Below are 23,189 nucleotides of genomic sequence, written 5' to 3'. Positions count from 1 at the left end.
TGTAAATCGGCGAACTAAAAATTCGGTTTCGTCGTTTTGGTATAAGAAGCTTCGGGAACCATGACCAAAAAAAGAATTCTACTTGGACTTTTGGCCTTATTGGTACTTTACCTATGCTACCTGGCCTATATTTTTATTTTATCTCCCAAAACCAATCTACAATCCATCTATCTAATTCCGGAAGATGCCGTATTTATTATAGAATCTGAGAAGCCTGTTGACAGCTGGGCCAAGGTAAGTGAAAGCGAAGCTTGGCGACATCTTCAAAAAAATGATTACTTCGCCCAGTTAACAGAGAACATACAAAAGGTGGACACGGTCTTCAACAACAATCATAAGTTGTTCGAGTTTTTTGATGGTCGTTCCCTTTTTATTTCTATCCACATGATCAGCAAAAAGGACTACGGCATTTTCTATGTCCTTGACCTAAAACGTATCGCCAAGCTAAAACTCTTAAAAACGTATCTGAACACACTACTCAACGAGAACTATACGATGAGCAAGCGTATTTATCATGAACACGAGATTTTGGAAGTGTTCGATCGCATAAATAAGGAGACTCTTTATCTATCTTTTATCAAAAACCAGCTGGTGGCCTCCTATACCCATACCTTGGTCGAGGCTTCCATAGATCAATACGATGAACCTAAACTGGGAAGAAACCTTGATTTTTTGGAAATCAACTCCAGAGTGGGATATGAGAATTTGTTCCGCGTGTACCTGCAATACGATTTTTTGGATGAGTATTATGCACGTTTTTCCGATCAGCAAAATGAATGGTTAGATCGTGCGAGCAAAAACTTTTTGTTTTCTGGCTTTCATATCGATTTGGATGAGAACAGCACTATCACAGCGGACGGCTATACCAACATAAGCACAACCAACCATACCTATTTGAAGGCACTTCAAAAGTCGGGCACGGCAAAACGAAGTATTCCTAAAATAGCCCCTGCCCGAACTGCCCTTTATATAAGTTATGGATTCGATTCCTTTCAAACGTTTTATGAAAATTTTGAGACCATCCAACAAAAGAATCCAGAACAGTTTGAGGGATATAAATCTGGGATAGTGAAGGTGGAAAAGTTCCTTAAAATAGATGTGAGGAAAAATTTTGTCGATTGGATCGGGGAAGAAATTGCATTGTTGCAAATCAACACGGGTATATCCAAAAAGAAGAATGATCTGGCCTTGGTGCTAAAGGCCAAAGATTCCTCGGAGGCCAAAAGGAACTTGGATTTTGTGCTTAAGCAAATTAAAAAGAAGACTCCGGTAAAGTTTAAGGCCGTGGACTACAAGGGCTATGAAATCAATTTTCTTTCGATCAAGGGCTTCTTTAAAATTTTATTGGGGAACCGATTTAAGGAATTTGACAAACCCTATTTCACGCAGGTTGCTGACTATGTAATCTTCAGTAATAATCCAAACACCTTAAAAGGAATCATAGATGACTTCCAAAAAGGAAACACTATGAAACAATCAAAGGATTTTAAGGATTTTGATGCCAAGTTCAAAAACAAATCCAGTTTATTCCTTTATAGCGATGTTCCTTTGCTCTACGAAAACATGAGGTCCATTGTGGATGCCAAAACCCAAGCACAGTTAAAAAAGAATAAGAACTTTATTGTATGTTTTTCCAAAATGGGACTTCAGCTCAGTCCGGACGATGATCTATTTGAGAGCCGCATGGTGGTGAATTACCAAGATGTCGACCGTTTGGAACCATTCATCTCGGCCCCAAATCCCAAAAGACCCATTCAGCCACCCATGGGGATTTCGGAATCCATCTTTGACTTAAAGCCCATCTATCCGTCTGACCTGAATGCAAAATCCTTCACCAAAAAATACGCCAATGGGAACATCCGGTTTGAGGTTGATCTTAAGGATGGACTTAAACATGGTAGATATCGCGAATATCATCTTAATGGCGCTGAAAAAATCACCGGAAGATATAGAAAGGATGAGCAGATAGGGACCTGGCGCTATTATAACCCAATGGGCGAGTTGAAGCTCAAAAAGAAATTCTAGGGATTGCTTCCAAAAACCTTCAGATTTCAATTTTCAATCACTAACTTGATTTTTCATTTTTAAGCAGTGATATGAAAAGAATTTATTGCCTCCTGTTCGGTCTGGTTCTTAGTCTCCCCGTTCTCGGGCAAGACCTATATTTTCCCAAACGCAATGAGGTTTGGAAAAAAGCTGAAACCCGACAATTTAATTTCAAAACGGATAAACTCCAAGAGGCTGTGGATTTTGCTATGCAAAACGAATATTCCGGTTCTAGGGATCTAAGAAGAGCGATTTTAAAGGGCTTTGAAAGAGAGCCCTTCCACGAAATTTTGGGGCCTACCAAAAAACGAGGTGGACCTGCGGGAATTATACTGAAAAACGGTTACATCCTGGCATCTTGGGGAGACACCCAGCGGGTGGATATGACCTTTAGTGTTACCAAGAGTTTCCTGTCCACTATGGCCGGATTGGCCTGGGACCAAGGCCTTATTAAAAATACTGATGACAAGGTTGGGAGCTATATTTGGGATGGCACTTTTAATGGGAATCACAACAGTAAAATTAGTTGGGAACATTTGTTACAGCAGAACTCGGATTGGTCCGGAGAACTTTGGGGCTTGAAAGATTGGGCGGATCGCCCTGCCAAAGAAGGAGGTTTGGATGATTGGAAATTTAGAAAACTAAATGAACCCGGTACCGTGATGGAATATAATGATGTGCGAGTGAATGTGTTGGCCTACTCACTTACCCATCTTTGGCGCAAGCCGATGCCCATGGTTCTTAAGCAAGAGTTAATGGATAAGATTGGAGCTTCCACAACATGGCGCTGGTTTGGCTATGATCATGCTTGGACAGAGGTGGATGGCGTCCAAATGAAATCGGTTACCGGTGGTGGGCACTCCGGTGCAGGACTTTTTATAAGTGCAGAGGACATGGCCCGATTTGGAATGGTCTTTTTAAATAATGGCAAATGGGCTAAAGAACAACTCATTAGTGAGGCGTGGATTACAAAAGCCACAAAGCCCTCCGTCCCCAACATTAATTATGGTTATATGTGGTGGTTGAACCAAAAGGGAGCCAGATATTGGGAAGGTGTACCGGAGCATTTATTTTATGCCGCGGGATTTGGAGGCAACTTCATTGTGGTGGACCAAGAAAACGGCTTGTTGATCGTAACACGATGGTTGGAGCCGCAAAAGGTCGGGGAATTTGTGAAGTTGGTCTATGATTCATTTTAGGAGTACATCACAAAACCCAAATGGGATGGGTGTAGTCGCATCCGAAGGATTGTCGTAGGTGCGAAATACTTTTTCGCCCAATTCAAAGGCAATGGGATGATCAAATAAAGGGCCATCAAAACAGAAGGTATGGAACTCTCCATTTTCGCCACAGAAATCAACGTTATCTGGAAGACGCTCCAACAGTTCTGAGGTTATTTCAGCCCCTAGGAATGATTCGTCCAAAAGAGAATTATTGATACATATGATAATGGTCCGAAATCCAAGCTCAAGGAACTCCGTAATCAGTTCTTTGGTGTTCCTTTTCCAGATGGGAAAAACGCAGGAAATGTTGTATTGGCCCAACATCTTTTCGCGATATTCCTTCAGGTCTTCCAAATAAATATCCCCGAAGGCAGCATGGGAATAACCCGTGGAAACCAGTGCTTTTACCTTAGACTCCATCAAGGCATTGTAAGATTCCATAGACGGTTTTTCGGGCACTTCTAAAATATCCAACGGAATCCCAATGGATTTGGCTTGGGCGATCAAAACCTCTCGGCGAAGTCCATGCATAGATACCCTATCGTGGTGAGCATTGACCGTGGTCAACAATCGATCAACATTATGTGTACTTTGTTTCAGCAAATGATGCAGTGCGAGTGCCGAATCTTTCCCAGAACTCCAATTGAAATAGGTTTTCGGTTTTTGAGACATGCCTCGAAGATAAACCATTCACAAGGTATCTTGTTGGACAACCAAATCAAAATAGAAAAGGCCGCTTCCGAAGAAACGACCTTTTACAGTGTACAACATGGTTTTTGGGACTACCTAGCATGTATTGTACTGACCAATTCCTCCATGCGGGAATTGATTGTATGAAGCGGACCTTCAATCCGAGACGCATGATACCTGTGTTTTTTACCTTGATAGGTAAGACCGGTCACCGGCACATCACGGATACGCTTAAAAGGTGCAACCTCACTTGGGATGGAAGCCAAGACCTGATTGAGCACTTTCAGCTCATCATCAGATAATTTTCCTTCCAATTCCCTTTGGGAATATGCACCCTTGGATTTTTTGAGATAATAGGTTCCGTTCACATAGACTTCAAGACGGTATACGGGACACCTGCCTCCCAAACAAGGTCCTTTTGAATAGGAAACCAACGTTTCATTTGCCATTTCCTGACCCATAACTTTTTCGTTTGTCCTGCAGGAGAACAGTACTAAAGTCATTATCATGATTACTTTTTTCATACGCTTGGTTTTAGGAGGTGGTTCTACGGTGTGTACACCCTTTTTTAGATTTTCCCACATGTTTTCCATGCTTCCAGGAGCCGCCTTTGGAGAAAAAAGCCCTTCTTTTGGAACTTCTTGTATTCTGAAGAATAAAATCTTTCAGGGCAACCAATTCGTTCTTATTCTGAAGGGACTGCATCTTGGCCTCAGCCTTTTCGCCTACTTGGAACGTATTGCTTCTGGTCACAAATGTTGCAAAGACCTCTGCAATATCCTCAGCAGGGTTTGTGGCTGAGTACGGAGTTACAAAACGGTCTTTATATTTTTCATAAAAAGCATCTAAGGCTGAAAAATCCTCTTCATCAATATTGTTGTATTCAGACCATATATCGGACCAATGGTTGGAGAACAGTTCGTTTATATAAGCTTCTTTTTTAGCACATCCTTCCCCAACAAAATAATTTTGACAGCTCGCCTCACCAATTGAAGAATCCAACTGGGTATTATCCAGGGTAAGGATATGTCCAAACTCATGAATCACGGTATAGGCGAACTGGCCATCCGAATTAAAACCGCCCTCGTAGGCATAGTCAATGGCTAGTCCCAGTCTCCATTTGGTTAAATCTTCTTTCGTGTTGAAGACATACCCAGCAATACCGCTTTGACCACCTTCATAAATCATAAAATCACTGATTTTGGCCAAATAATTGGAAGGAATGATCTTTTTGACAAGATTCCAGACCTCCTCATGCTTGGCAACATCTTGCTGAAGTTCCAATGCACTTCCGGATACTTCATAGTCCCTGACTTTTTTTAAGTTGTCCCCTTCCAAGGTATACAGGGTAATGTCCGTTTCGGCTTCTCCGTCCGAAGAATCCGGATCAGGGGTGGGCTCTGGATCAGGAGTGGGTTCGGGATTGTCGTTATCTGAACCGGTATTGGGTGGGGTGTCATCTTTGGTTTCCGTAGTATCGGCAACAGGGGAAACTATTATTTCGTCCTTCTCGCAAGATTGGGCTATTCCTATAAGTAGCAACAATAACAGTAACCATCTTAATTTTTGTAGGTGCTTCATAATTTTCAGTTTTAATTCAACTTTCACTTGTTTTCTTTCACAACAGGAAGCAGGCAAGACACCCTATTTATTTTTTTGATTTTTTTTTGGAATGAAATTTTTCAAACCAGAAATAGGGTAATTCAGAAGAAGGCTGTTGTGGATTAAAGCGGAATGTTTTAGGTCTATTAACCGAACGGCCCATTGGTTTGAAATAATTAGTTTTGGTGAAAACCATTTTCAAACTATATGGGTACTGAAGCTAAATCTGTTTGTGATGAGAAAGTCTTTAAAGGAATTTTCGATGAGCATGCGGAGGTAATACGAAATTTTATCTATTACAAGTGCAAGGACCTGCAAAGGGCGGAGGATATTACACAAGATGCTTTTATTAAGCTATGGCAGAATTGTAAAAAGGTAGTCTGGGGAAAGGCAAAATCTTTTGTAATGAAGGTGGCTCAAAATGCCTTTTTCAACGAAGTGGCCCATGAGAAGGTGATTTTAAAGTACAACCAATCTGTTTCCAAGGGTAAAGCTATATCCGAGGACCCGGAGTTTTTAATGGAGGAAAAAGAGTTTATGATAAAACTGCAGCAAAGTATCTCCAACCTTCCTGAAAAGGAACGTGTGGTTTTTTTATTGAGTAGAAAGGATAAGAAGACCTATAGGGAAATTGCTGAAATTACTGGAATCACACAAAAGGCGGTGGAGCGAAGAATGCACTTGGCATTGCAGAAGCTGAAGAAAAGTATAGGAAGATCCGTTTAATCAAAACCCATGGAAAAACCTGAAAACACAGAAGATTTTTTAGCCAAATGGGCTAGTGGTGCACTTTCTGAACAGGAAATGGAGGTCTTCAGAAAATCTGAGGACTATCCAATGTACCAAGCAATTTTGGAAGGCACAGAAGCTCTCGAAGTACCCGACTTTGATAAAAAAGGAGCTTTTCAATCCTTAAAGGAAAGACAAGTGGAAAAAGGAAAAGTTATTTCCTTGATACCAAAATGGGCTTATGCGGTGGCCGCATCGGTAGTTTTGTTTTTTGGATATCTCTGGGTGATGGATGGAACTGTAAAGCATTCTACCCAATTTGGGGAACAAATGAGTGTTCAACTTCCGGATAATTCTTCCGTGATATTAAATTCCCGCACCCAACTTACCTACAAGGAAAAGCAATGGAAAAAGGGTCTAAGAAAGTTGGACTTGAATGGCGAGGCCTATTTTAAGGTTGAAAAAGGATCGGATTTCGCTGTAACCACTGCAAATGGAATCGTTACCGTTTTGGGAACCCAATTCACGGTCAATTCCCATGTGGATTTCTTTGAGGTTGTTTGCTATGAGGGCAAAGTGAGAGTGGCTACCTTGGGAATGGAAGAAGTGGTGACCCAGGGACAAGCCGTTAGAGTATTGGAGGGAGCGTTGGAACGCTACTCCTTGGAAGATAACGCTCCTTCGTGGGTGCAGGAAGAGAGCAGTTTTATAAATGCGCCGCTTCATCAGGTGGTGAGGGCTTTGGAAAACCAATATAGTATCAACATTCAAACAGGAAAAGTAGATTTGGAACAACGTTTCACGGGGAGTTTTACACATACTGATCTTGATGTGGCCCTACGCTCAGTTTTTGAATCAATGCAGATTAAGGTTACTTTTAGGGATAAGAACACCATTGTTCTTGGCCAATAGTAAATGAAGCATTTTTTTGTTCTCCTCCTTATGGGGTGTTCTTTTTTGGGCCCTGCTCAGGAAACAAGAACCATCCTTGAATATGATAAGGTTCCATTGACAAAAGTTCTTTTGGACCTAGAGGAAATCTATAAGGTCAGATTTTCGTACAAAGCAGATTTGCTAGAGGATAAGGTGGTCTCCCTTAAAACCCATGAGGTAAATCTTCAGGAAATTCTAAGGGTTTTGGAAAATGACACCAAGGTTTCCATTGAGTCCATTGACGACCGATATTTTATTGTGAGCGAGGCGAAAGTAATCTTTTGCGGTTACCTGAGGGATGAAAGCGATAACAGCCCCATTGTTGGTGCCTCTATTTTTGATTCAAATAATACTAGAGGTGCTGTTTCGGATGATAATGGTTTTTTTAAGCTGGAAAAAGTACCAGGGAATGCCACCATAACAATTTCCTTTTTGGGGTATCAAACCTTGGAAATGGATGGAAAGGATGGCAATCAAGAAGACTGCCCCATATACCTCATGATCCCAGAGTTCGAAGAACTTCAAGAGGTGGTGGTTCGAGAATATCTTGCCAAGGGAGTTTCCAAAAGCAACGACGGGGCCATTACCACCAATCCCCAACAACAGGAGATACTTTCTGGATTAGCAGAGCCGGATGTGCTGCAAAGTGCCCAACTGCTACCAGGTATTGAAAGTCCTTCAGAAACGGCTACGGGGTTGTACATTCGTGGCGGCAGTCCAGACCAGAACCTTATACTTTGGGATGGAATAAAAATGTACAGTTCAGATCACTTTTTTGGAACACTTTCCGCTTTTAATCCCTACATCGTAAAAGAAATGAAGGTGTATCGAAGCGGGGCGCAACCAGAATATGGAGATCGGATTTCCGGTGTATTGGACATTAAATTGGAGGATGAGTTGCCCACCAAGTTAAAGGGTGCGATAGGATTTAACCTGACCCATGCAGATGCGCAGTTAAAAGTGCCTATTTCCGAAAAAGTGGGACTTATTGTTTCTACAAGAAGGGCTTTGACCGATGTATTTGATTCCCCTACGTTTAACAGGTTTTCGGATAAGGTCTTTCAAAATACAAGAGTAAGAAGGAATCAGGAATTTTTTGAACCCGAGTTCACGAACAGTACGGAGGAATTTTATTTTTTTGACCTGGCCTTGAAAACATTGGCGCAGATTTCGGACAAGGACAAACTAACCCTATCAACCTTGCTTACCAGAAACAAGTTGGACTATTCTTTTAGCGATGTCGATTTCGCGGATAACTCCAGCGACCTTCTGGATGTCGAGAATTTTGGTGTAAATGCCAAATGGGAACACAAAATCAACAATGTTTCCTCACTAAACTTCCAGTCCTATTTTTCCAGTTATCAACTAGGTTATAACGGAGTGGATGAAAACACGGCTTTTGTTGAAACAGTGACTAAGGATAACGCTATCGAGGAGTTTGGGGCATCTATGCGCCATCAATGGAATATTGGCAAAAATTGGTCTTTAAGCAATGGTTATCAGATGTTCAATAACAAGGTGGATTTTGCTTTACGGGTGAACGATTTCACCGAGGGTGAATCGGCTAGTAACAACTCACACTCCTTGTTTCAGAACGCTGTTTTCAAAACATCAAAAGGACAAGTACAATTGGGATTAAGAAGCACCTATTATTCGATTATCAAAAGCTTTTTGGTTGAACCTAGGGCATATGCCGAACAAAAAGTGGCATCAAATTTCAGTCTTAAGGCTTCAGCCGAGCGCAGGGTTCAATCCATTAGCCAGATTTTGGAATTGGCGACATTTGCATTTGGTTTGGAAAACCAAGTCTGGGCCTTGGCCAATGGTGACGATATTCCGTTGCTTACTAGTACACAATTTACTGGGGGATTTTTATGGAATCTTGGTGGATGGAACCTTGATGTTGATGCCTACTACAAAAACACCCAAGGTTTGACTTCGTTCACTAGAGGATTTCAAACTACCACCTTGGATTTTTCCGAAGGAAAAAGCAAAACCATGGGAGTCGATGTTTTCCTTAAAAAGAAATGGAAGCGCTATTCCACATGGTTGGGCTATACCATTTCCGATACCAATTTCGAATTTGAGCAACTAAACAATGGAAACGATTTTCCGGGGAACAATGACATTGCGCACTCACTTACATGGTCCCATTTTTACCAGTGGAAAAACCTTCAATTTTCGCTGGGATGGAAATACAGAACAGGAATTCCTTTTACAGAGGCTACGGGCACCGTGACCGACGGGGAAAGCACCGTCATCGAATATGGTGAACTTAACGCTGGTAGGCTTCCAGATTACCATCGGTTGGATGCTTCACTGAGTTACGAATTCAAATTGGCTAAAGCTAAAGATGTTCGCGGCAGATTGGGGTTCTCCCTCTTAAATCTGTATGGAAGGCAAAACATCCTTAGAAAGGACTTTGACCTCTTTCAGGTGACAGATTCTGAAGGCAATCAAAACATCATACTGGAAGAGAATACCCGTCTCTCTTTAGGAACAACCCCAAACCTGGTGCTTCGTATTATTTTTTAAGAAACTGCAAGCTCATCTGAAAAAGGCGCCAAAGCGAGCAATGCTTTATTGATGGAAGTTATTTGATCAAAAACCAGGAGCAAACGCAGTCCATTGCGGGTTTGTTTCTCTTTAAGCTGACATGTTCCGGGGTTGGATTGCACGTAATTCAACACTTTGGTGAAGGCAGGACTTTGGTAAAAATCGGATTGTTGGTCAGCAATAAAATAACCCAGGAATTTACCTTTTTTCAACACTACCTTCTCCAATCCAATGTTATTGGCAATCCATTTGATTCGGACAGAATTCATTAAATCTATGGCCTCAGATGGTAATTCTCCAAAACGATCGACCAGTTGCGTTTCGTATTGTTGCAAACCCTCCTCATCTTTAACAATGTTCAACTGCGTATAAAGGTTGAGCCGTTCTGTTATGTTGTTGATGTAATCGTCCGGGAACAGCAATTCGAAATCCGTATCCAATTGGGTGTCCTTCACATAGGTCTTCTCCTGTTTGCCTTCCACCTCTTCATACAGTTCCTTAAACTCGTTTTCCTTGAGTTCCTCAATGGCTTCGGATAAAATCTTTTGATAGGTTTCAAAACCAATTTCGTTGATGAACCCACTTTGTTCACCACCCAGTAAATCTCCTGCACCCCGTATCTCCAAGTCCTTCATGGCGATGTTGAAACCGCTGCCCAGTTCTGTGAATTGTTCCAAGGCCTCTATACGTTTTCTAGCATCAGGAGTCATGACTTCATAAGGTGGGGTAATGAAGAAACAAAACGCTTTTTTATTACTTCGACCTACTCGCCCCCTCATCTGGTGAAGGTCGCTCAGTCCAAAATTGTTTGCGTTATGTATAAAGATGGTATTGGCATTGGTGACATCCAAACCACTTTCCACGATAGTGGTGGAGACCAACACATCAAATTCCCCATTCATAAAGGCCATCATCAACTGTTCCAGTTTTTTACCTTCCATTTGTCCATGGCCAATCCCAATTTTGGCATCTGGAACCAAACGTTGGATCATCCCGGCCACTTCCTTGATGTTCTCAATCCTATTGTGGATGAAAAAGACCTGCCCGCCACGTTGTATTTCATAGGAAACAGCGTCTCGGATGATTTCTTCATTAAATCGGATCACCCTACTTTCAATGGGGTATCTATTTGGGGGAGGGGTGTTGATGACGGAAAGATCACGCGCTGCCATCAAGCTAAATTGAAGGGTCCTGGGGATAGGGGTGGCCGTCAGGGTGAGTACATCCACATTTTCTTTTATGGATTTGAGTTTGTCCTTTACAGCCACTCCAAACTTTTGTTCCTCATCCACAATAAGCAACCCAAGGTCCTTGAACTGTACGTTTTTGTTCACCAACTGATGCGTGCCAATGATAATGTCGATTTTTCCTTCCGCCAATCGCTCTAGGATTTCCCTTTTTTCTTTTGCGGTTCTAAATCGGTTGAGGTAATCCACTGTTACCGGTAACTCTCCTAATCGCTTTTTGAAAGTATTGTTGTGCTGGAATGCCAAAATGGTCGTAGGAACCAATATCGCCACTTGTTTGCCATTGTCCACCGCCTTAAAGGCAGCCCTGATAGCCACTTCCGTTTTTCCAAAACCAACATCCCCGCAGATCAAGCGGTCCATGGGTCGCTCACTCTCCATATCCCGTTTTACATCTTGGGTGGATTTCTCCTGATCAGGAGTGTCCTCATATAAAAATGAAGCCTCTAATTCGTGCTGCAAATAACTGTCAGGGGCATATTGGAAGCCTTTTTCCAGTCTTCGTTTCGCGTATACCTTGATGAGGTCAAATGCAATCTTTTTAACCCGACTCTTTGTCTTTTGCTTTAATTTTTTCCAGGCGGCCGAGCCCAATTTGTAGATTTTGGGTGCCGCTCCGTCCTTACCATTAAATTTGGAGATTTTGTGAAGCGAATGGATGCTGACGTATAGGATGTCCCGGTCCCCATAGACCAGTTTTATGGCCTCTTGCTTTTTACCTTCTACATCTATTTTTTGCAAGCCGCCAAATTTGCCGATGCCGTGATCAATATGGGTCACATAATCACCAATTTCAAGTTTGTTGAGTTCCTTTAGTGTGATGGCCTGCTTTTTGGCATAGCCGTTTTTTAACTGGAACTTGTGGTACCGCTCAAAGATTTGGTGATCCGTGTAGCAGACTAATTTTAAATCTTGGTCAACAAAACCCTGATATATCGGAAAAACGATGATCTTGTAGTGCACCTCTCCCTCAATATCCTGAAAAATATCATTGAAACGTTTTGCCTGCTGTTCCGTCGCACAAAAAATATAGTTGGAATATCCGTCTTGATGGTTTTCGTTTAGATTTTCAATGAGGAGATCAAACTTTTTGTTGAAGGACGGTTGTGGCTTGGTGTTAAAAGTCACCTCAAGTGCCGTCGAGCGCTCTTTTGAACCTAGCTCCACCAGCTTAAAACCCTCCAGCTGCTCTTTAAGCAAGTCCGAGGTCACAAACAACTCTTCCGGTTTGGCATGTTTGATTTCCTCACTGAGCTGGGCAAAACTTTCCTCCGCTTTGGTAAAAAAAGAGTCGATGCGCCCGTAAACCAAATCCAGATTTTTGGCGAAGATTACGGTTTTTGTAGCTACATACTTTAAAAAGCTCTCCCGGGTTTCCTGTAGAAATTTGTTTTCCACATTGGGAATGATGGTAATCCGTTTTACTTTATCCGTAGAAAGTTGGGTTTCCACATCAAAGGTTCGGATGCTGTCCACTTCATCCCCAAAAAATTCAATTCTGTAAGGCTCATCGTGCGAAAATGAAAAGACGTCCACAATCCCTCCCCGAACCGAAAACTCGCCGGGTTCCGTTACAAAATCCACACGTTTGAACTGGTATTCAAACAGTACTTCGTTCAAAAAATCTAGGGATAACGTATCCTCCAGTTTTATTTTGAGGGTGTTTTTGTCCAGCTCCTTACGGGTGACCACTTTTTCAAACAGGGCATCTGGATAAGTAACAATTACCGCTGGTTTTTTTCTGGAATTGATACGGTTCAACACCTCGGCTCTCAGCAGCACGTTGGCATTATCCGTTTCTTCTATTTGATACGGCCGTCTATAACTTCCAGGGTAAAATAAAACATGATTTTCACCAATCAGCTGTTCTAGGTCGTTGAGATAATAGGCTGCCTCCTCTTTGTCGTTGAGGAGTATCAAAAAAGGCAGCTCAGCATGCTTGAATACGGAAGAAATTGCAAAGGAAAGGGCAGAACCTGTAAGACCCTTAAGCTGAATTTTTGTGGGACTTGTTTGGGTTGGGGATATAGCGTCCTGCAGTTTCCCGATTTGGGGAGACTGTTCAAAAAATTGGGAAATGGACGATTTGGTCAATCCAAGAAATTTGCTGCAAATATAAACGGTACAATTTGAAACCTAAAGCTTAAGATGCATCACTTTGGCGGGACCCTAAACCTGAACCACTTCATCTTCCACAATGGCGTAAACTTCATCGCCTTTTTTGGGTTGTAAGGTGTGTGTTCCAGTGAATTTGCCAAACGCTGGAAAAATGAGCTGGTTCTTGGATTTGAAAAAACACGATAAGCGCAAATTTTGCCTTCCAAATCCTCGAAGTCGTATTGCGGGATGAATATGCCCACAAAAATTAAAAAAACCTTGGCGTTCTTCGGGATGATGGGTGAGGAGAAAGTCTTCAATGATCAATTCCTCAAAAACAGAAATGCCCAGCTTTTCAAATTTAAGAGGTGAAATAATATCGTGATTCCCGGAAACAAGTACAATCTCTGCGGGGGTCTTGGCTACCCAGTTTTGAAAGAGTTCCCATTCCTTGTTCAAGGAGGAATGAAACAAGTCTCCCAAAAAACATATTTGGAATGGATTGAAATGGGATACAATAGAATCCAACAATACATAATTTTTATGAATGGCCTTTCTGGGGACAGCAGCGCCAAACTTTCTAAAGTGTGCTACCTTACCAAGGTGTACATCGCTGATAAGCAACATGGATTTTTCTTCCCAAAACATACCTCCACAGGGATGTAGCACAAAAGTTTGATTTTTGATGTGTATGGACTGGGTCATTTGGTAAGCAATTTAGTCATCCGTTTGATTCGGTCCGCAAGTTTTTCATTGGAAAGCTTTTCCCTCAACCTATCTGTTATAATCGGGAACGAAAATGGGGTAGGGTTTTCACATTTTTTCCAAACGACTTCCTGGCTGGAAATTCGCTCCAAAGCCAAACGAAGTCGACCTTCCTCGAGTTGATGTTCAAAGGTTTCGGTGAATGCTTGCTGGTACAACAGATTGTCTTCCTCAAAATCCTTGAAGACATCAAACAGCAGCTGGGAACTGCTTTGCAGATGTTTCATTTTGACCCCTTTTTCGGGATATCCGGTGAAGACCATTCCACTAATTACAGCGATATCCCGGAATTTACGACGGGCCATTTCATTGGAATTTAGGCTTTTTTGTAGGTCTGAAAGCATATACTCCGGAGAAAACAGGTTATTGTCCAGCACATCTTGCATGTTGATTTCTTTATCGGAAAGCAACTCGAATCCATAATCATTAAAGGCAAGGGAACAAGTTATGGGCGTTAATAAACTAATCCGATACGCCAGCAAACTACTCATACCCTCATGGATTGCCCTACCCTCAAAAGGATAAAAAATATGATGGTACCCATCCCGGCTTTTAAAAGTTTCAATAAGGAATTGATTGGGTTTTGGAACAATACTTTCCTCCCTTTGTTTCGCAAACATTGGAGCCAAGGCGCTAATTTCTATAGATTGGAATTTTGAATCCAACTTGGCCGAGTAGAGCTCTTGTCTCAATATCTCGGACATCTTGGCCGAAAAGCTTAACCTTCCTCCCATCCATGAGGGAATCTTGTTCGTCCGCTTTGGAGAGTTCCTCACTTGGGCAGTCATACCCTTAATGCGAATGAATTCCAAATTTCGTCCTGCAAAGGTGAACACATCTCCAGGATTCATTTTGGAAATGAACGATTCTTCAATAGTGCCGATATATCCCCCTTTTTGGTAACGAACAGATAGGCTGGCGTCACCCACAATGGTCCCAATCTGGAATCGATGTCTACGGGCAATGGCCAAATTGTTCACTTTGAACTTCCCATCGGACTCTACTTCTACCTTTTTGTATTCGTCGTATGTTTTTAAGCTTTGACTGCCCATGACCAAAAAATTGAGTAACCATTGCCAAGTTTCTTTGGTAAGGGTTTGATAGCAAAAAGTCTGTTTTACTTCGAGATAGATCTCATCCGGATAAAATCCGTCGGAAATGGCCAAGGTGGTCAGGTATTGGATGAGTACATCGTAGCTGTTCAAATAAGGGATACGGTCTTCCACCGCAGCATTTCTAACCGCTTTCTGCATGGCCGATGCCTCAATCAGTTCTATGGCATGGGTGGGTAAAAAATAAATTACACTTTCCTTTCCGGGACGATGTCCGCTACGCCCGGCACGTTGCAAGAAACGTGCTACCCCTTTAGGGCCTCCAATTTGCACTACGGTCTCCACTGGGGCAAAATCAACACCTAGATCCAGACTGGAAGTGCACACTACCGCTTTTAGGCTCTCGTTTCTAATGGCTTGTTCCACCCATAATCGGGTTTCTTTGTTGATGCTGCCATGGTGCATGGCTATTTCCCCGGCATATTCGGGATGTTTTTCCAATATTTTTTGGAACCAGATTTCGCATTGACCACGGGTGTTGGTAAAAAGGAGGGTGGTTTTACTGTTGTTGATAATTGGGACAACCTCCTCCATGAGGTGCAGTCCAAGGTGCCCGCGCCAAGGAAAAGTTTCCATTTTTTTTGGGATGATACTTTTAACTGTAATTTTCTTGTTGAGGTTGGCTTTGACGAGGACCGAATTGGTCAAGGCTTCACTTGCAGGACCTAATAGCACCTCCCTGGCCTGCTCCAAATTTCCAATGGTGGCGGAGATACCCCAAATCCTTAAATCGGCAGTGATAGTCTTTAGGCGCGAAAGCCCCAACTCCATTTGAACACCTCTTTTGGAACCTAAAAGCTCGTGCCATTCATCTACGACAATGGCAGAACAATTCTTGAAAACCTTTTGGTAGCCCTTGGAAGAGAGTAACAACTGAAGACTTTCCGGAGTAGTGATCAGTAGATCGGGCATGTTCTTCTTTTGCTTGGCGCGCTCTGATGATGAAGTGTCCCCAGTTCGGATACCTACGGTCATTTGCGTGCCTAGGTCTTGGGTAATGCGTTCGGCAGACTGTTTTATTTCTTGGGATAGTGCCCTCAAAGGGGTTATCCAGATGGCCTTAAGTCCTTTTTTGTGCTTTGTCCGGTATTCGGGATTTTTTTGGATGTAATTTAAAACGATGGGAAACCAAAGGGCATAGGTTTTTCCGCTTCCGGTTGGGGCATTCAATAGGCCGTGCTTCCCATCCAAAAAAGCTTCCCAAGACTGTTTTTGGAAGGGGAAAGGCTTCCAACCCTGTTGATGGAACCAATTTTCGGCGATATGAAAAAGTTCTGGTTTGTTCAGCGGAATAGTTTAATGAGGTTCAATCGAAACGAAAATTACAAATTTCTTTTGGGGATAATTTTACACTCCTTTATGGTTTAAGATTTATATTTGCCGAACAAATTTTAGCATATGCCCATTTTAGATCTTTACGAGCACGGAGAACAGCGAAGAAACCTTGCCCATTTTGCAACTTTGGCCAGTTTGGCAGCCGCAGATGGAATTATTAGCGAGGAAGAAAAAGCTGTTTTGGACAAATTTGCATTCCGTCTAAATATAACCGATGCCGAATATAAGGAGGTGATGAAAAAGGAGAACAAATATCCGATTGAAACTCCACATAGTTCTGAACGCAGGTTGAAAAGACTTTTCGATTTCTTCGGAATGGCCTTGGCTGACCAAAATATTGACGAGGCCCAAAAGGATTTGATTGTAAAGTATGCCGTGGGATTGGGTTATTCTCCAGAAAAAGCCCACACACTTGTGGATAAATCCGTAGCGATCTTTACCGGTAAAATTGATTTTGAGGATTATCTGTTCCTTATGGATAAATAGCCTAGGAACCGGCCATAAATTCTTCTGCCTTTTCCACCATTTTTTTGCTTCCACAGAAAAACGGAACCCGTTCGTGTAATTCGGTGGGTTGCAGCTCCATAATTCGCTGATGGCCATCACTAGCCTTGCCATTGGCCTGCTCCGCTAAAAATGCCATGGGATTGCATTCGTACAATAAACGCAGTTTCCCTTTTTGGGCCTTGCTGCTCTTTGGGTACATATAAATGCCCCCTTTGATCATGTTTCTGTGGAAATCCGAAACCAATGAACCAATGTATCTTGAGGTGTAGGGTCTATCCCCTTCTTCTTTTTGGCAATACTTGATATAGTCCTTCACTCCCTGCGGAAAATGGATGTAATTCCCCTCGTTCACCGAATAGATCTTTCCAGTTTCCGGAAATTGCATGTTGGGGTGGGAGAGGTAGAAGGTGCCAATGGCCGGGTTCAATGTAAATCCGTTTACCCCGTGCCCCGTAGTGTAGACCAACATGGTGGAAGTTCCATAAATGATATAGCCCGCTGCAACCTGGTTCTTTCCAGGCTGTAGAAAATCTTCTAAGGTGACGGGGGTTCCTACAGGAGTTATTCTTCGATAGATGGAAAAAATGGTTCCCACGGAAACGTTCACATCAATATTGGAGGAACCATCCAAAGGATCGATCAAAACCACGTATTTGTTTTGATGGTTTTCATCCAAACTGTTGATGCTAATGAAATCGTCCTCTTCTTCTGAGGCGATACCACAGACAATTTCCCTGTTCTTTAAGGTTTGAATAAATTTTTCATTGGCAAGCACATCCAGTTTCTGCTGGTTTTCTCCCTGAATATTGGTATCCCCAGCAGTACCCAAAATGTCTACCAGACCCGCTTTGTTGACCTCATGGTTAACTACTTTAGCCGCTAATCGTATGGCATTGATTAACTTAGAGAGTTCTCCGGTGGAAAAGCGAAATTCGGTCTGGTTTTCAATAATAAATTCGCCTAAAGTTTTGTTCTTGCTAAACATGAAAACAGTGCTGTTTTATTTGAGAGCAAATATCGTGTATTTTGTGATACTACAACGTTTTCGTTTGAACAAAGATTTAGATATTTATAACTTTGAGTTTTATTTGTAACAATTATGGATTTTACAATTCGAGAAGCGCGAAAAGAAGACATGGGAGGGGTAATGGCCTTAATCCATGAGCTGGCCTCCTTTGAAAAAGAACCCAATGCTGTTGAGGTCACAGAGGAGGATTTGATTAGAGATGGTTTTGGGGAGCGTAAACAATTTCATTGTTTTGTAGCCGAAAAAGAGAACCAAGTTGTGGGTATTGCTTTAATCTATCCTCGATATTCTACATGGAAAGGTCCGGTAGTACATTTGGAGGATTTGATTGTGGCCCAAGAAATGCGGGGAAGCGGTTTAGGGAGTGCATTGCTTAACGAAGTGGTCAAATATGGTCATAGTTTGGGCGTAAAAAGAATTAGTTGGGAAGTGCTGGATTGGAACGAACCTGCCATAGCATTTTATGAGAAAAAAGGAGCTAAGGTGATGCGGGATTGGGATGTGGTACAGCTCAACCAATCTGCAATTGAAAAATATATGGAAGACTTAGCAGTTTCCTCTTAAAAAATCAACACAATACATGAGAGTATTTAAGTTTGGTGGCGCATCGGTAAAAGATGCTGATGCCGTAAGGAATGTGGTACGGGTACTAAAAGAGGTAGGTCACAAAGACACCGTGGTGATAATTTCTGCCATGGGAAAGACCACCAATGCCATGGAAAAAGTGGTAGCTGCCTATTTTGATGATAAAAAGCAGGTTGCTGGTCTTGTCCATGAGGTATGGACATATCACGAAGCTATTTTGGAGGAGTTGTTTGAAAACAATTCGCATCCCGTGTATACCAAGGTCAAAGAACTTTTTGAGGAAGTGCGCGGATTCTTGGCATGGAACAAATCTCCAAAGAATGCGTTCGTATATGATCAGGTGGTAGGTTATGGGGAACTGGTTTCTACTACCATCATAAGCGAATATCTGAATGAAGTGGGTTTATCCAATGTCTGGAAAGATGTTCGAAATCTGATTAAGACCGACACCAATTATAGGGATGCGGCGGTAAACTGGGAACGTACACAGGACCAAGTTTCTTCAGAATTGGATACTGGAAAACTTAATATTACCCAAGGATTTTTGGGGAGTGATGACAATAACTTCACCACCACCTTGGGAAGGGAAGGGTCGGATTATACTGCTGCTATACTTGCCTATTGTCTAAATGCCGAATCGGTTACTATCTGGAAAGATGTACCTGGAGTTTTGAATGCTGATCCCAGAAATTTTAAAGAAACCCAGCTCTTGAACAAAATATCCTACAGAGAGGCCATTGAGCTTGCCTTTTACGGGGCATCGGTTATCCACCCTAAAACACTTCAGCCTCTTCAGCGCAAAGAAATACCGCTTCACGTGAAATCCTTTGTAAGTCCCAAAGACAACGGAACCACTGTGGGTAAGGGCGAGGATATCTCCCCTAAAATTCCATGCTTCATCGTTAAAAAGAACCAAGTGCTGATTAAGCTTTCCTCTTTGGACTTTTCGTTCATCGTGGAAAACAATATCAGCGAAATCTTTAAACTGTTCCATGACCACAGAATGAAAGTGGACCTGATTCAGAATTCGGCCATCAGCTTTTCTGTTTGTTTAGATAATAAGTTCAATGGGCTGCAACCCATGTTAAATGAACTTAAGAGAAGATTTAAAGTAGTCTGCCATGAAGATGTTTCGTTGTATACTATACGTCATTTTGATGATAATTCGGTAAAATCCCTTCAAAATGGGCGTTCAGTACTGGTGGAACAGCGTGGAAGGGAGACGGTTCAGTTGGTGGTAAAATAATATTCGTTTTCCAATACGGGTCTGAATTCCGATTCCCGTATTTTTCTATCTTTACGCCTACCTAATTTTTTTTTATGGGGTTGGTTACGGCGAAAGAGGTAGCAAAGGTCATTCATCTTGACAAATATGGCTTTTTGGGTACCTTCGTGGGTTGGATGTTGATGGTAGCCACCAAGATTACCACCATAAACCGTTTTTACAACAAAAACAAATCATTGGCCGGCACCGACTTCTTGGATGCCATTCTGGACCATTACGAAATTGATTTTGAGATTCCGGAAGAGGATTTGAAGCGGCTTCCGAAAACTGGCCCCTATATTACCATTAGCAACCATCCTTTGGGCGGAATTGATGGGGTACTTCTTTTAAAGTTGCTGCTGCAAGAACGAAGTGATTTTAAAATCATTGCCAATTTTTTATTGCACCGTATCGAGCCTTTGAAACCCTTTATCATGCCGGTAAACCCTTTTGAAAATCATAAGGATGCCAAAAGCAGTGTAATGGGATTCAAGAATGCACTCTTGCACCTTAAAGAAGGACATCCACTAGGAATTTTTCCAGCTGGGGAGGTCTCCACATATAGGGATGGGAAGTTAGTTGTTGACAAACCCTGGGAAGAAGCCGCCATTAAGCTGATCAGGAAGGCAGAAGTGCCTGTGGTGCCCATATATTTTCATGCACGGAACAGTCGACTTTTTTATCGCCTTTCTAAAATGAACGACGTTTTCCGAACCGCTAAATTACCTTCTGAACTAACGTCCCAAAGTAGAAGACCCATTAAGGTACGGGTAGGGCAGCCCATATCCGTGGCCTCCCAAAAAGAGGAGGAAACCTTGGAATCTTTTACGGAACTCTTGCGAAAGAAAACCTATCTCTTGGCCAATGCCTTTGAAAAGGAAAGATTGATCGATAAGGTTCCGACCACCTTAAAAATTCCAATGCCACCCAAGAAAATTGCCACAGCTGTCAGTGCGGAAGTCCTGCAGGGTGAAATAGAAAAATTAAGGGAGAAGGATTGTAGAATGCTCCAGAGCAAGAATTATGAGGTGTACCTGGCGCAGCAAAAAGACATGCCCTTTATTCTGAATGAAATTGGAAGACAAAGGGAAATCACCTTTAGGGAGGTGGGTGAAGGGACCAACAATGCTGTGGACCTGGATGAATTTGACGCATACTACCATCATCTTTTTTTATGGGATGATGAGGAGAAATGTATCGTAGGAGCATACAGAATGGGATTGGGTACGGAGATTTTCAAGACCTACGGTATAGACGGATTTTATCTTCAGGATTTGTTCAGGTTTGAGCCAGAATTGTATGGCATGATGGAAAAATCCATAGAAATGGGGAGGGCATATATCGTTAAGGAATATCAGCAAAAACCAATGCCCTTGTTCTTGTTATGGAAAGGAATCGTGCATACTACCCTGCGGCATCCTGAACATAAATATTTGATTGGTGGGGTGAGTATCAGCAACCAGTTCTCCAATTTCTCCAAATCCCTGATGATTGAATTTATGAAATCCAATTATTGGGATCCCTATGTGGCGCAGTATGTTCGGCCTAAAAAGGAATTCAAGGTGCAGTTGAAGGATGCAGATAAGGAATTTATTTTTGACGAGACCCAAGCCGATTTGAACAAGTTTGACAAATTGATCAGCGAGGTGGAACCGGGGAGTTTGAGATTGCCCGTATTGATCAAAAAGTACATTAAACAGAACGCGAAGGTAGTGGCGTTTAATGTAGACCCCCTGTTTAATAATTCCGTGGACGGATTGATGTACATTAAAATTGCGGACCTTCCGGAAAGCACGGTCAAACCAGTGATGGAAGAGTTTCAAGCAGAATTGGAGCGAAAACTCAACCATTGAGGCATTCATCAATCCAAAGATGGCATTGATGGGTTTAAATTGGGTATCTGTAAAATTCATGGCTTCTTTTATTCAGGATTGGGCTTTCTTTGCAAAAAGCCCTACAAACAATGAATATCAATAGTATTTTTCTGTTTTTTTTCTTGCTTATCGTAAAGATGACGGCCCAGGAAATAACAGGACATGTATTTGATGCCAAAACCAAAGAACCCATTGCCGGTGTAACCCTATATTATGATGGAAGCACAATAGGCGCCATTACTGATTTGGAAGGTAACTTCACCATTAAATCACAGTATCAGAACAATGCCGTATTGGTGGTTAGGCATTTGGGCTATGAAACGCGAAAAATCCAAGATGCTGGAAATCAGGGAATATTAAAAATCGCTTTGAAAGAGCAGGTTCAGAGCCTTAACGAGATTGTAGTTACCTCTGATCCTTTTTCGAGAAAACAAAAAATGAAGGTTTTTACCTTGGAATTCTTGGGTGATACCAAGGGAGGCAGAAATAGCGAAATTGTGAATAAAAAGGATATTAAGCTATACTTCAATTCCTATAATAACACCTTATCCGCCTATAGTGATGTGCCCATAATCATTGCAAACGAATACCTTGGGTACCGTATCTACTTTGAGATTGAAGAGTTTAAAATCTATTTCAAGACCCAAAGTTTGGATCGTATAGATAACATCCATCAGACTTTGTACGACGGTTCTACCCAATTTTTTGATACCGCCAATGGAGACCCCAAAATCCTGAAACGTAGGAGCAATGCATATTTAGGGTCTTCCATGCATTTTATGAGGGCCTGTTGGTACGGGAATCTAACAGATCAGAATTTTAAACTCAAAAAGAAGTTTCGAGATTTGCAGTTATCCGAATTCTATACTGTCCAAAAAGATACAGTACGGGATATGAAAGCGATTCGCTTTGTTGGGGATAACTATATCATTTACCACAAACGAAAAGGTAAGAGCGTTTATCGGTCTACCTTGAACATTAATGAACCGGATTCGGTCCATACCTTAGATCGTTTTGGCAATTATAAACCCTTTCAGAGTTTGGTCTTTGGGGGTTATATGGCCAATTTCAGAATTGGTGAAATGTTGCCAATGGATTACGGGCTGTAATCAAGAAAAAAATGGCAATTGGATTATTCCCAACTGCCATTTATAAAACTAACTATATCTGAGTTTAATTAAGTAACTCTTCCTTCACAAAATCGTGGCAAAATTCCTTGATTTCATTTCTAGCTTTCAAGAAAGCCGCATGTTTCTCTTCCGAAGTACCTTTTACTTTTGAGGGGTCGAAAAAATTATGGTGGATACGCTCCGCATCTTCGGCTGGAATGAATGGGCAGTTTTCCTTGGCATGATCACAGACCGTGATGATATAGTCCCATGCAATTCCCTCATAATCATCCACATGGTTGGAGGTATGGGAAGAAATATCTATCCCGTCCTCCTTCATGATGCTTACTGCTCCAGGATTTAGACCGTGGGTTTCAATTCCGGCACTGTATACATTTGCAAGGGCGTCTTGAAAGTGATTCAGGTACCCATGGGCCATTTGGCTGCGACAGGAATTTCCGGTGCACAGCACCAATACGTTTTTCATT

18 protein-coding genes are annotated in these 23,189 nt (G+C 42.0%); 10 read left to right on the top strand and 8 right to left on the bottom strand.

The genetic code is table 11. The features are described 5' to 3' along the window. Positions 1-60: 60 nt before the first annotated feature. On the top strand, positions 61-2,025 hold the full coding sequence (locus BUC10_RS11235; protein WP_073179602.1) for a DUF3352 domain-containing protein: 1,965 nt from the start codon (positions 61-63) through the stop codon (positions 2,023-2,025). A gap of 71 nt (positions 2,026-2,096) precedes the next feature. After that, positions 2,097-3,245 carry a serine hydrolase domain-containing protein gene (locus tag BUC10_RS11230; protein WP_073179600.1) on the top strand — a complete coding sequence of 383 codons (1,149 nt, stop codon included), beginning with the start codon at positions 2,097-2,099 and terminating at the stop codon, positions 3,243-3,245. On the opposite strand, the gene BUC10_RS11225 is transcribed toward BUC10_RS11230, so the two are convergent. The 3 genes from BUC10_RS11225 to BUC10_RS11215 all read right to left on the bottom strand — a co-directional run bounded on the left by BUC10_RS11225 (position 3,237) and on the right by BUC10_RS11215 (position 5,540). Then, a complete protein-coding gene (locus BUC10_RS11225; protein ID WP_245812819.1) occupies positions 3,237-3,959 on the bottom strand; it encodes a Dph6-related ATP pyrophosphatase in 723 nt (240 codons plus the stop codon). The two genes, BUC10_RS11230 and BUC10_RS11225, sit on opposite strands and share 9 nt — an antisense overlap. A 92-nt stretch (positions 3,960-4,051) precedes the next feature. Continuing rightward, positions 4,052-4,483, bottom strand: coding sequence for a DUF6438 domain-containing protein (locus BUC10_RS11220; protein WP_131819070.1), 432 nt, complete (start codon positions 4,481-4,483; stop codon positions 4,052-4,054). 10 nt (positions 4,484-4,493) lie between these two features. Further along, entirely contained in the window at positions 4,494-5,540 is a 1,047-nt protein-coding gene (locus tag BUC10_RS11215; protein WP_131819069.1) for a putative zinc-binding metallopeptidase, read from the bottom strand. Between the two features lie 228 nt (positions 5,541-5,768). Here BUC10_RS11215 and BUC10_RS11210 point away from each other — a divergent pair, with 228 nt between their 5' ends. From BUC10_RS11210 to BUC10_RS11200, 3 genes are read left to right on the top strand one after another with little or no spacing between them, the layout of a single operon-like run. Continuing rightward, a complete protein-coding gene (locus tag BUC10_RS11210) occupies positions 5,769-6,287 on the top strand; it encodes an RNA polymerase sigma factor (protein WP_073179594.1) in 519 nt (172 codons plus the stop codon). 9 nt (positions 6,288-6,296) lie between these two features. Further along, complete coding sequence (locus BUC10_RS11205; protein WP_073179592.1) at positions 6,297-7,202, top strand: FecR family protein; 906 nt, start codon at positions 6,297-6,299, stop codon at positions 7,200-7,202. A gap of 3 nt (positions 7,203-7,205) precedes the next feature. Then, complete coding sequence (locus BUC10_RS11200) at positions 7,206-9,758, top strand: TonB-dependent receptor (RefSeq protein ID WP_073179590.1); 2,553 nt, start codon at positions 7,206-7,208, stop codon at positions 9,756-9,758. On the opposite strand, the gene mfd is transcribed toward BUC10_RS11200, so the two are convergent. The 3 genes from mfd to BUC10_RS11185 all read right to left on the bottom strand — a co-directional run bounded on the left by mfd (position 9,755) and on the right by BUC10_RS11185 (position 16,287). Next, entirely contained in the window at positions 9,755-13,120 is a 3,366-nt protein-coding gene (gene mfd, locus BUC10_RS11195) for a transcription-repair coupling factor (protein WP_073179588.1), read from the bottom strand. The two genes, BUC10_RS11200 and mfd, sit on opposite strands and share 4 nt — an antisense overlap. Positions 13,121-13,195: 75 nt before the next feature. Continuing rightward, positions 13,196-13,828 (bottom strand): ligase-associated DNA damage response endonuclease PdeM, encoded by a 633-nt coding sequence (gene pdeM / locus BUC10_RS11190; RefSeq protein ID WP_073179586.1) that lies wholly within the window; start codon positions 13,826-13,828, stop codon positions 13,196-13,198. Beyond that, on the bottom strand, positions 13,825-16,287 hold the full coding sequence (locus BUC10_RS11185) for a ligase-associated DNA damage response DEXH box helicase (RefSeq protein WP_073179584.1): 2,463 nt from the start codon (positions 16,285-16,287) through the stop codon (positions 13,825-13,827). Before BUC10_RS11185 ends, pdeM begins: the two co-directional genes overlap by 4 nt. Before the next feature lie 111 nt (positions 16,288-16,398). Between BUC10_RS11185 and BUC10_RS11180 the strand changes: the two genes are divergently transcribed. Continuing rightward, a complete protein-coding gene (locus BUC10_RS11180) occupies positions 16,399-16,821 on the top strand; it encodes a tellurite resistance TerB family protein (RefSeq protein ID WP_073179581.1) in 423 nt (140 codons plus the stop codon). A gap of 1 nt (position 16,822) precedes the next feature. Here the strand turns inward: BUC10_RS11180 and fbp are convergent, their stop codons facing one another. Further along, complete coding sequence (fbp, locus tag BUC10_RS11175; protein ID WP_073179579.1) at positions 16,823-17,827, bottom strand: class 1 fructose-bisphosphatase; 1,005 nt, start codon at positions 17,825-17,827, stop codon at positions 16,823-16,825. Between the two features lie 114 nt (positions 17,828-17,941). On the opposite strand from fbp, the gene BUC10_RS11170 reads away from it, so the two are divergent. From BUC10_RS11170 to BUC10_RS11155, 4 genes are all read left to right on the top strand, one after another. After that, complete coding sequence (locus BUC10_RS11170; protein WP_073179576.1) at positions 17,942-18,433, top strand: GNAT family N-acetyltransferase; 492 nt, start codon at positions 17,942-17,944, stop codon at positions 18,431-18,433. Positions 18,434-18,449: 16 nt separating this feature from the next. Next, positions 18,450-19,700, top strand: coding sequence for an aspartate kinase (locus BUC10_RS11165; RefSeq protein WP_073179574.1), 1,251 nt, complete (start codon positions 18,450-18,452; stop codon positions 19,698-19,700). 74 nt (positions 19,701-19,774) lie between these two features. After that, positions 19,775-21,571 (top strand): GNAT family N-acyltransferase, encoded by a 1,797-nt coding sequence (locus tag BUC10_RS11160; RefSeq protein ID WP_073179571.1) that lies wholly within the window; start codon positions 19,775-19,777, stop codon positions 21,569-21,571. 110 nt (positions 21,572-21,681) lie between these two features. Beyond that, the gene (locus BUC10_RS11155; protein ID WP_073179568.1) at positions 21,682-22,701 is read left to right on the top strand and encodes a carboxypeptidase-like regulatory domain-containing protein; all 1,020 of its coding nucleotides are present in this window, start codon (positions 21,682-21,684) and stop codon (positions 22,699-22,701) included. Between the two features lie 64 nt (positions 22,702-22,765). On the opposite strand, the gene BUC10_RS11150 is transcribed toward BUC10_RS11155, so the two are convergent. Then, positions 22,766-23,188, bottom strand: coding sequence for an arsenate reductase ArsC (locus tag BUC10_RS11150; protein WP_073179565.1), 423 nt, complete (start codon positions 23,186-23,188; stop codon positions 22,766-22,768). Between the last annotated feature and the right edge of the window lies 1 nt (position 23,189).

The sequence above is a fragment of the Flagellimonas flava genome, from assembly GCF_900129665.1.
In the GTDB taxonomy this organism is placed as follows: domain Bacteria; phylum Bacteroidota; class Bacteroidia; order Flavobacteriales; family Flavobacteriaceae; genus Flagellimonas; species Flagellimonas flava.
This window is presented reverse-complemented; position numbering and strand designations above follow the sequence as displayed.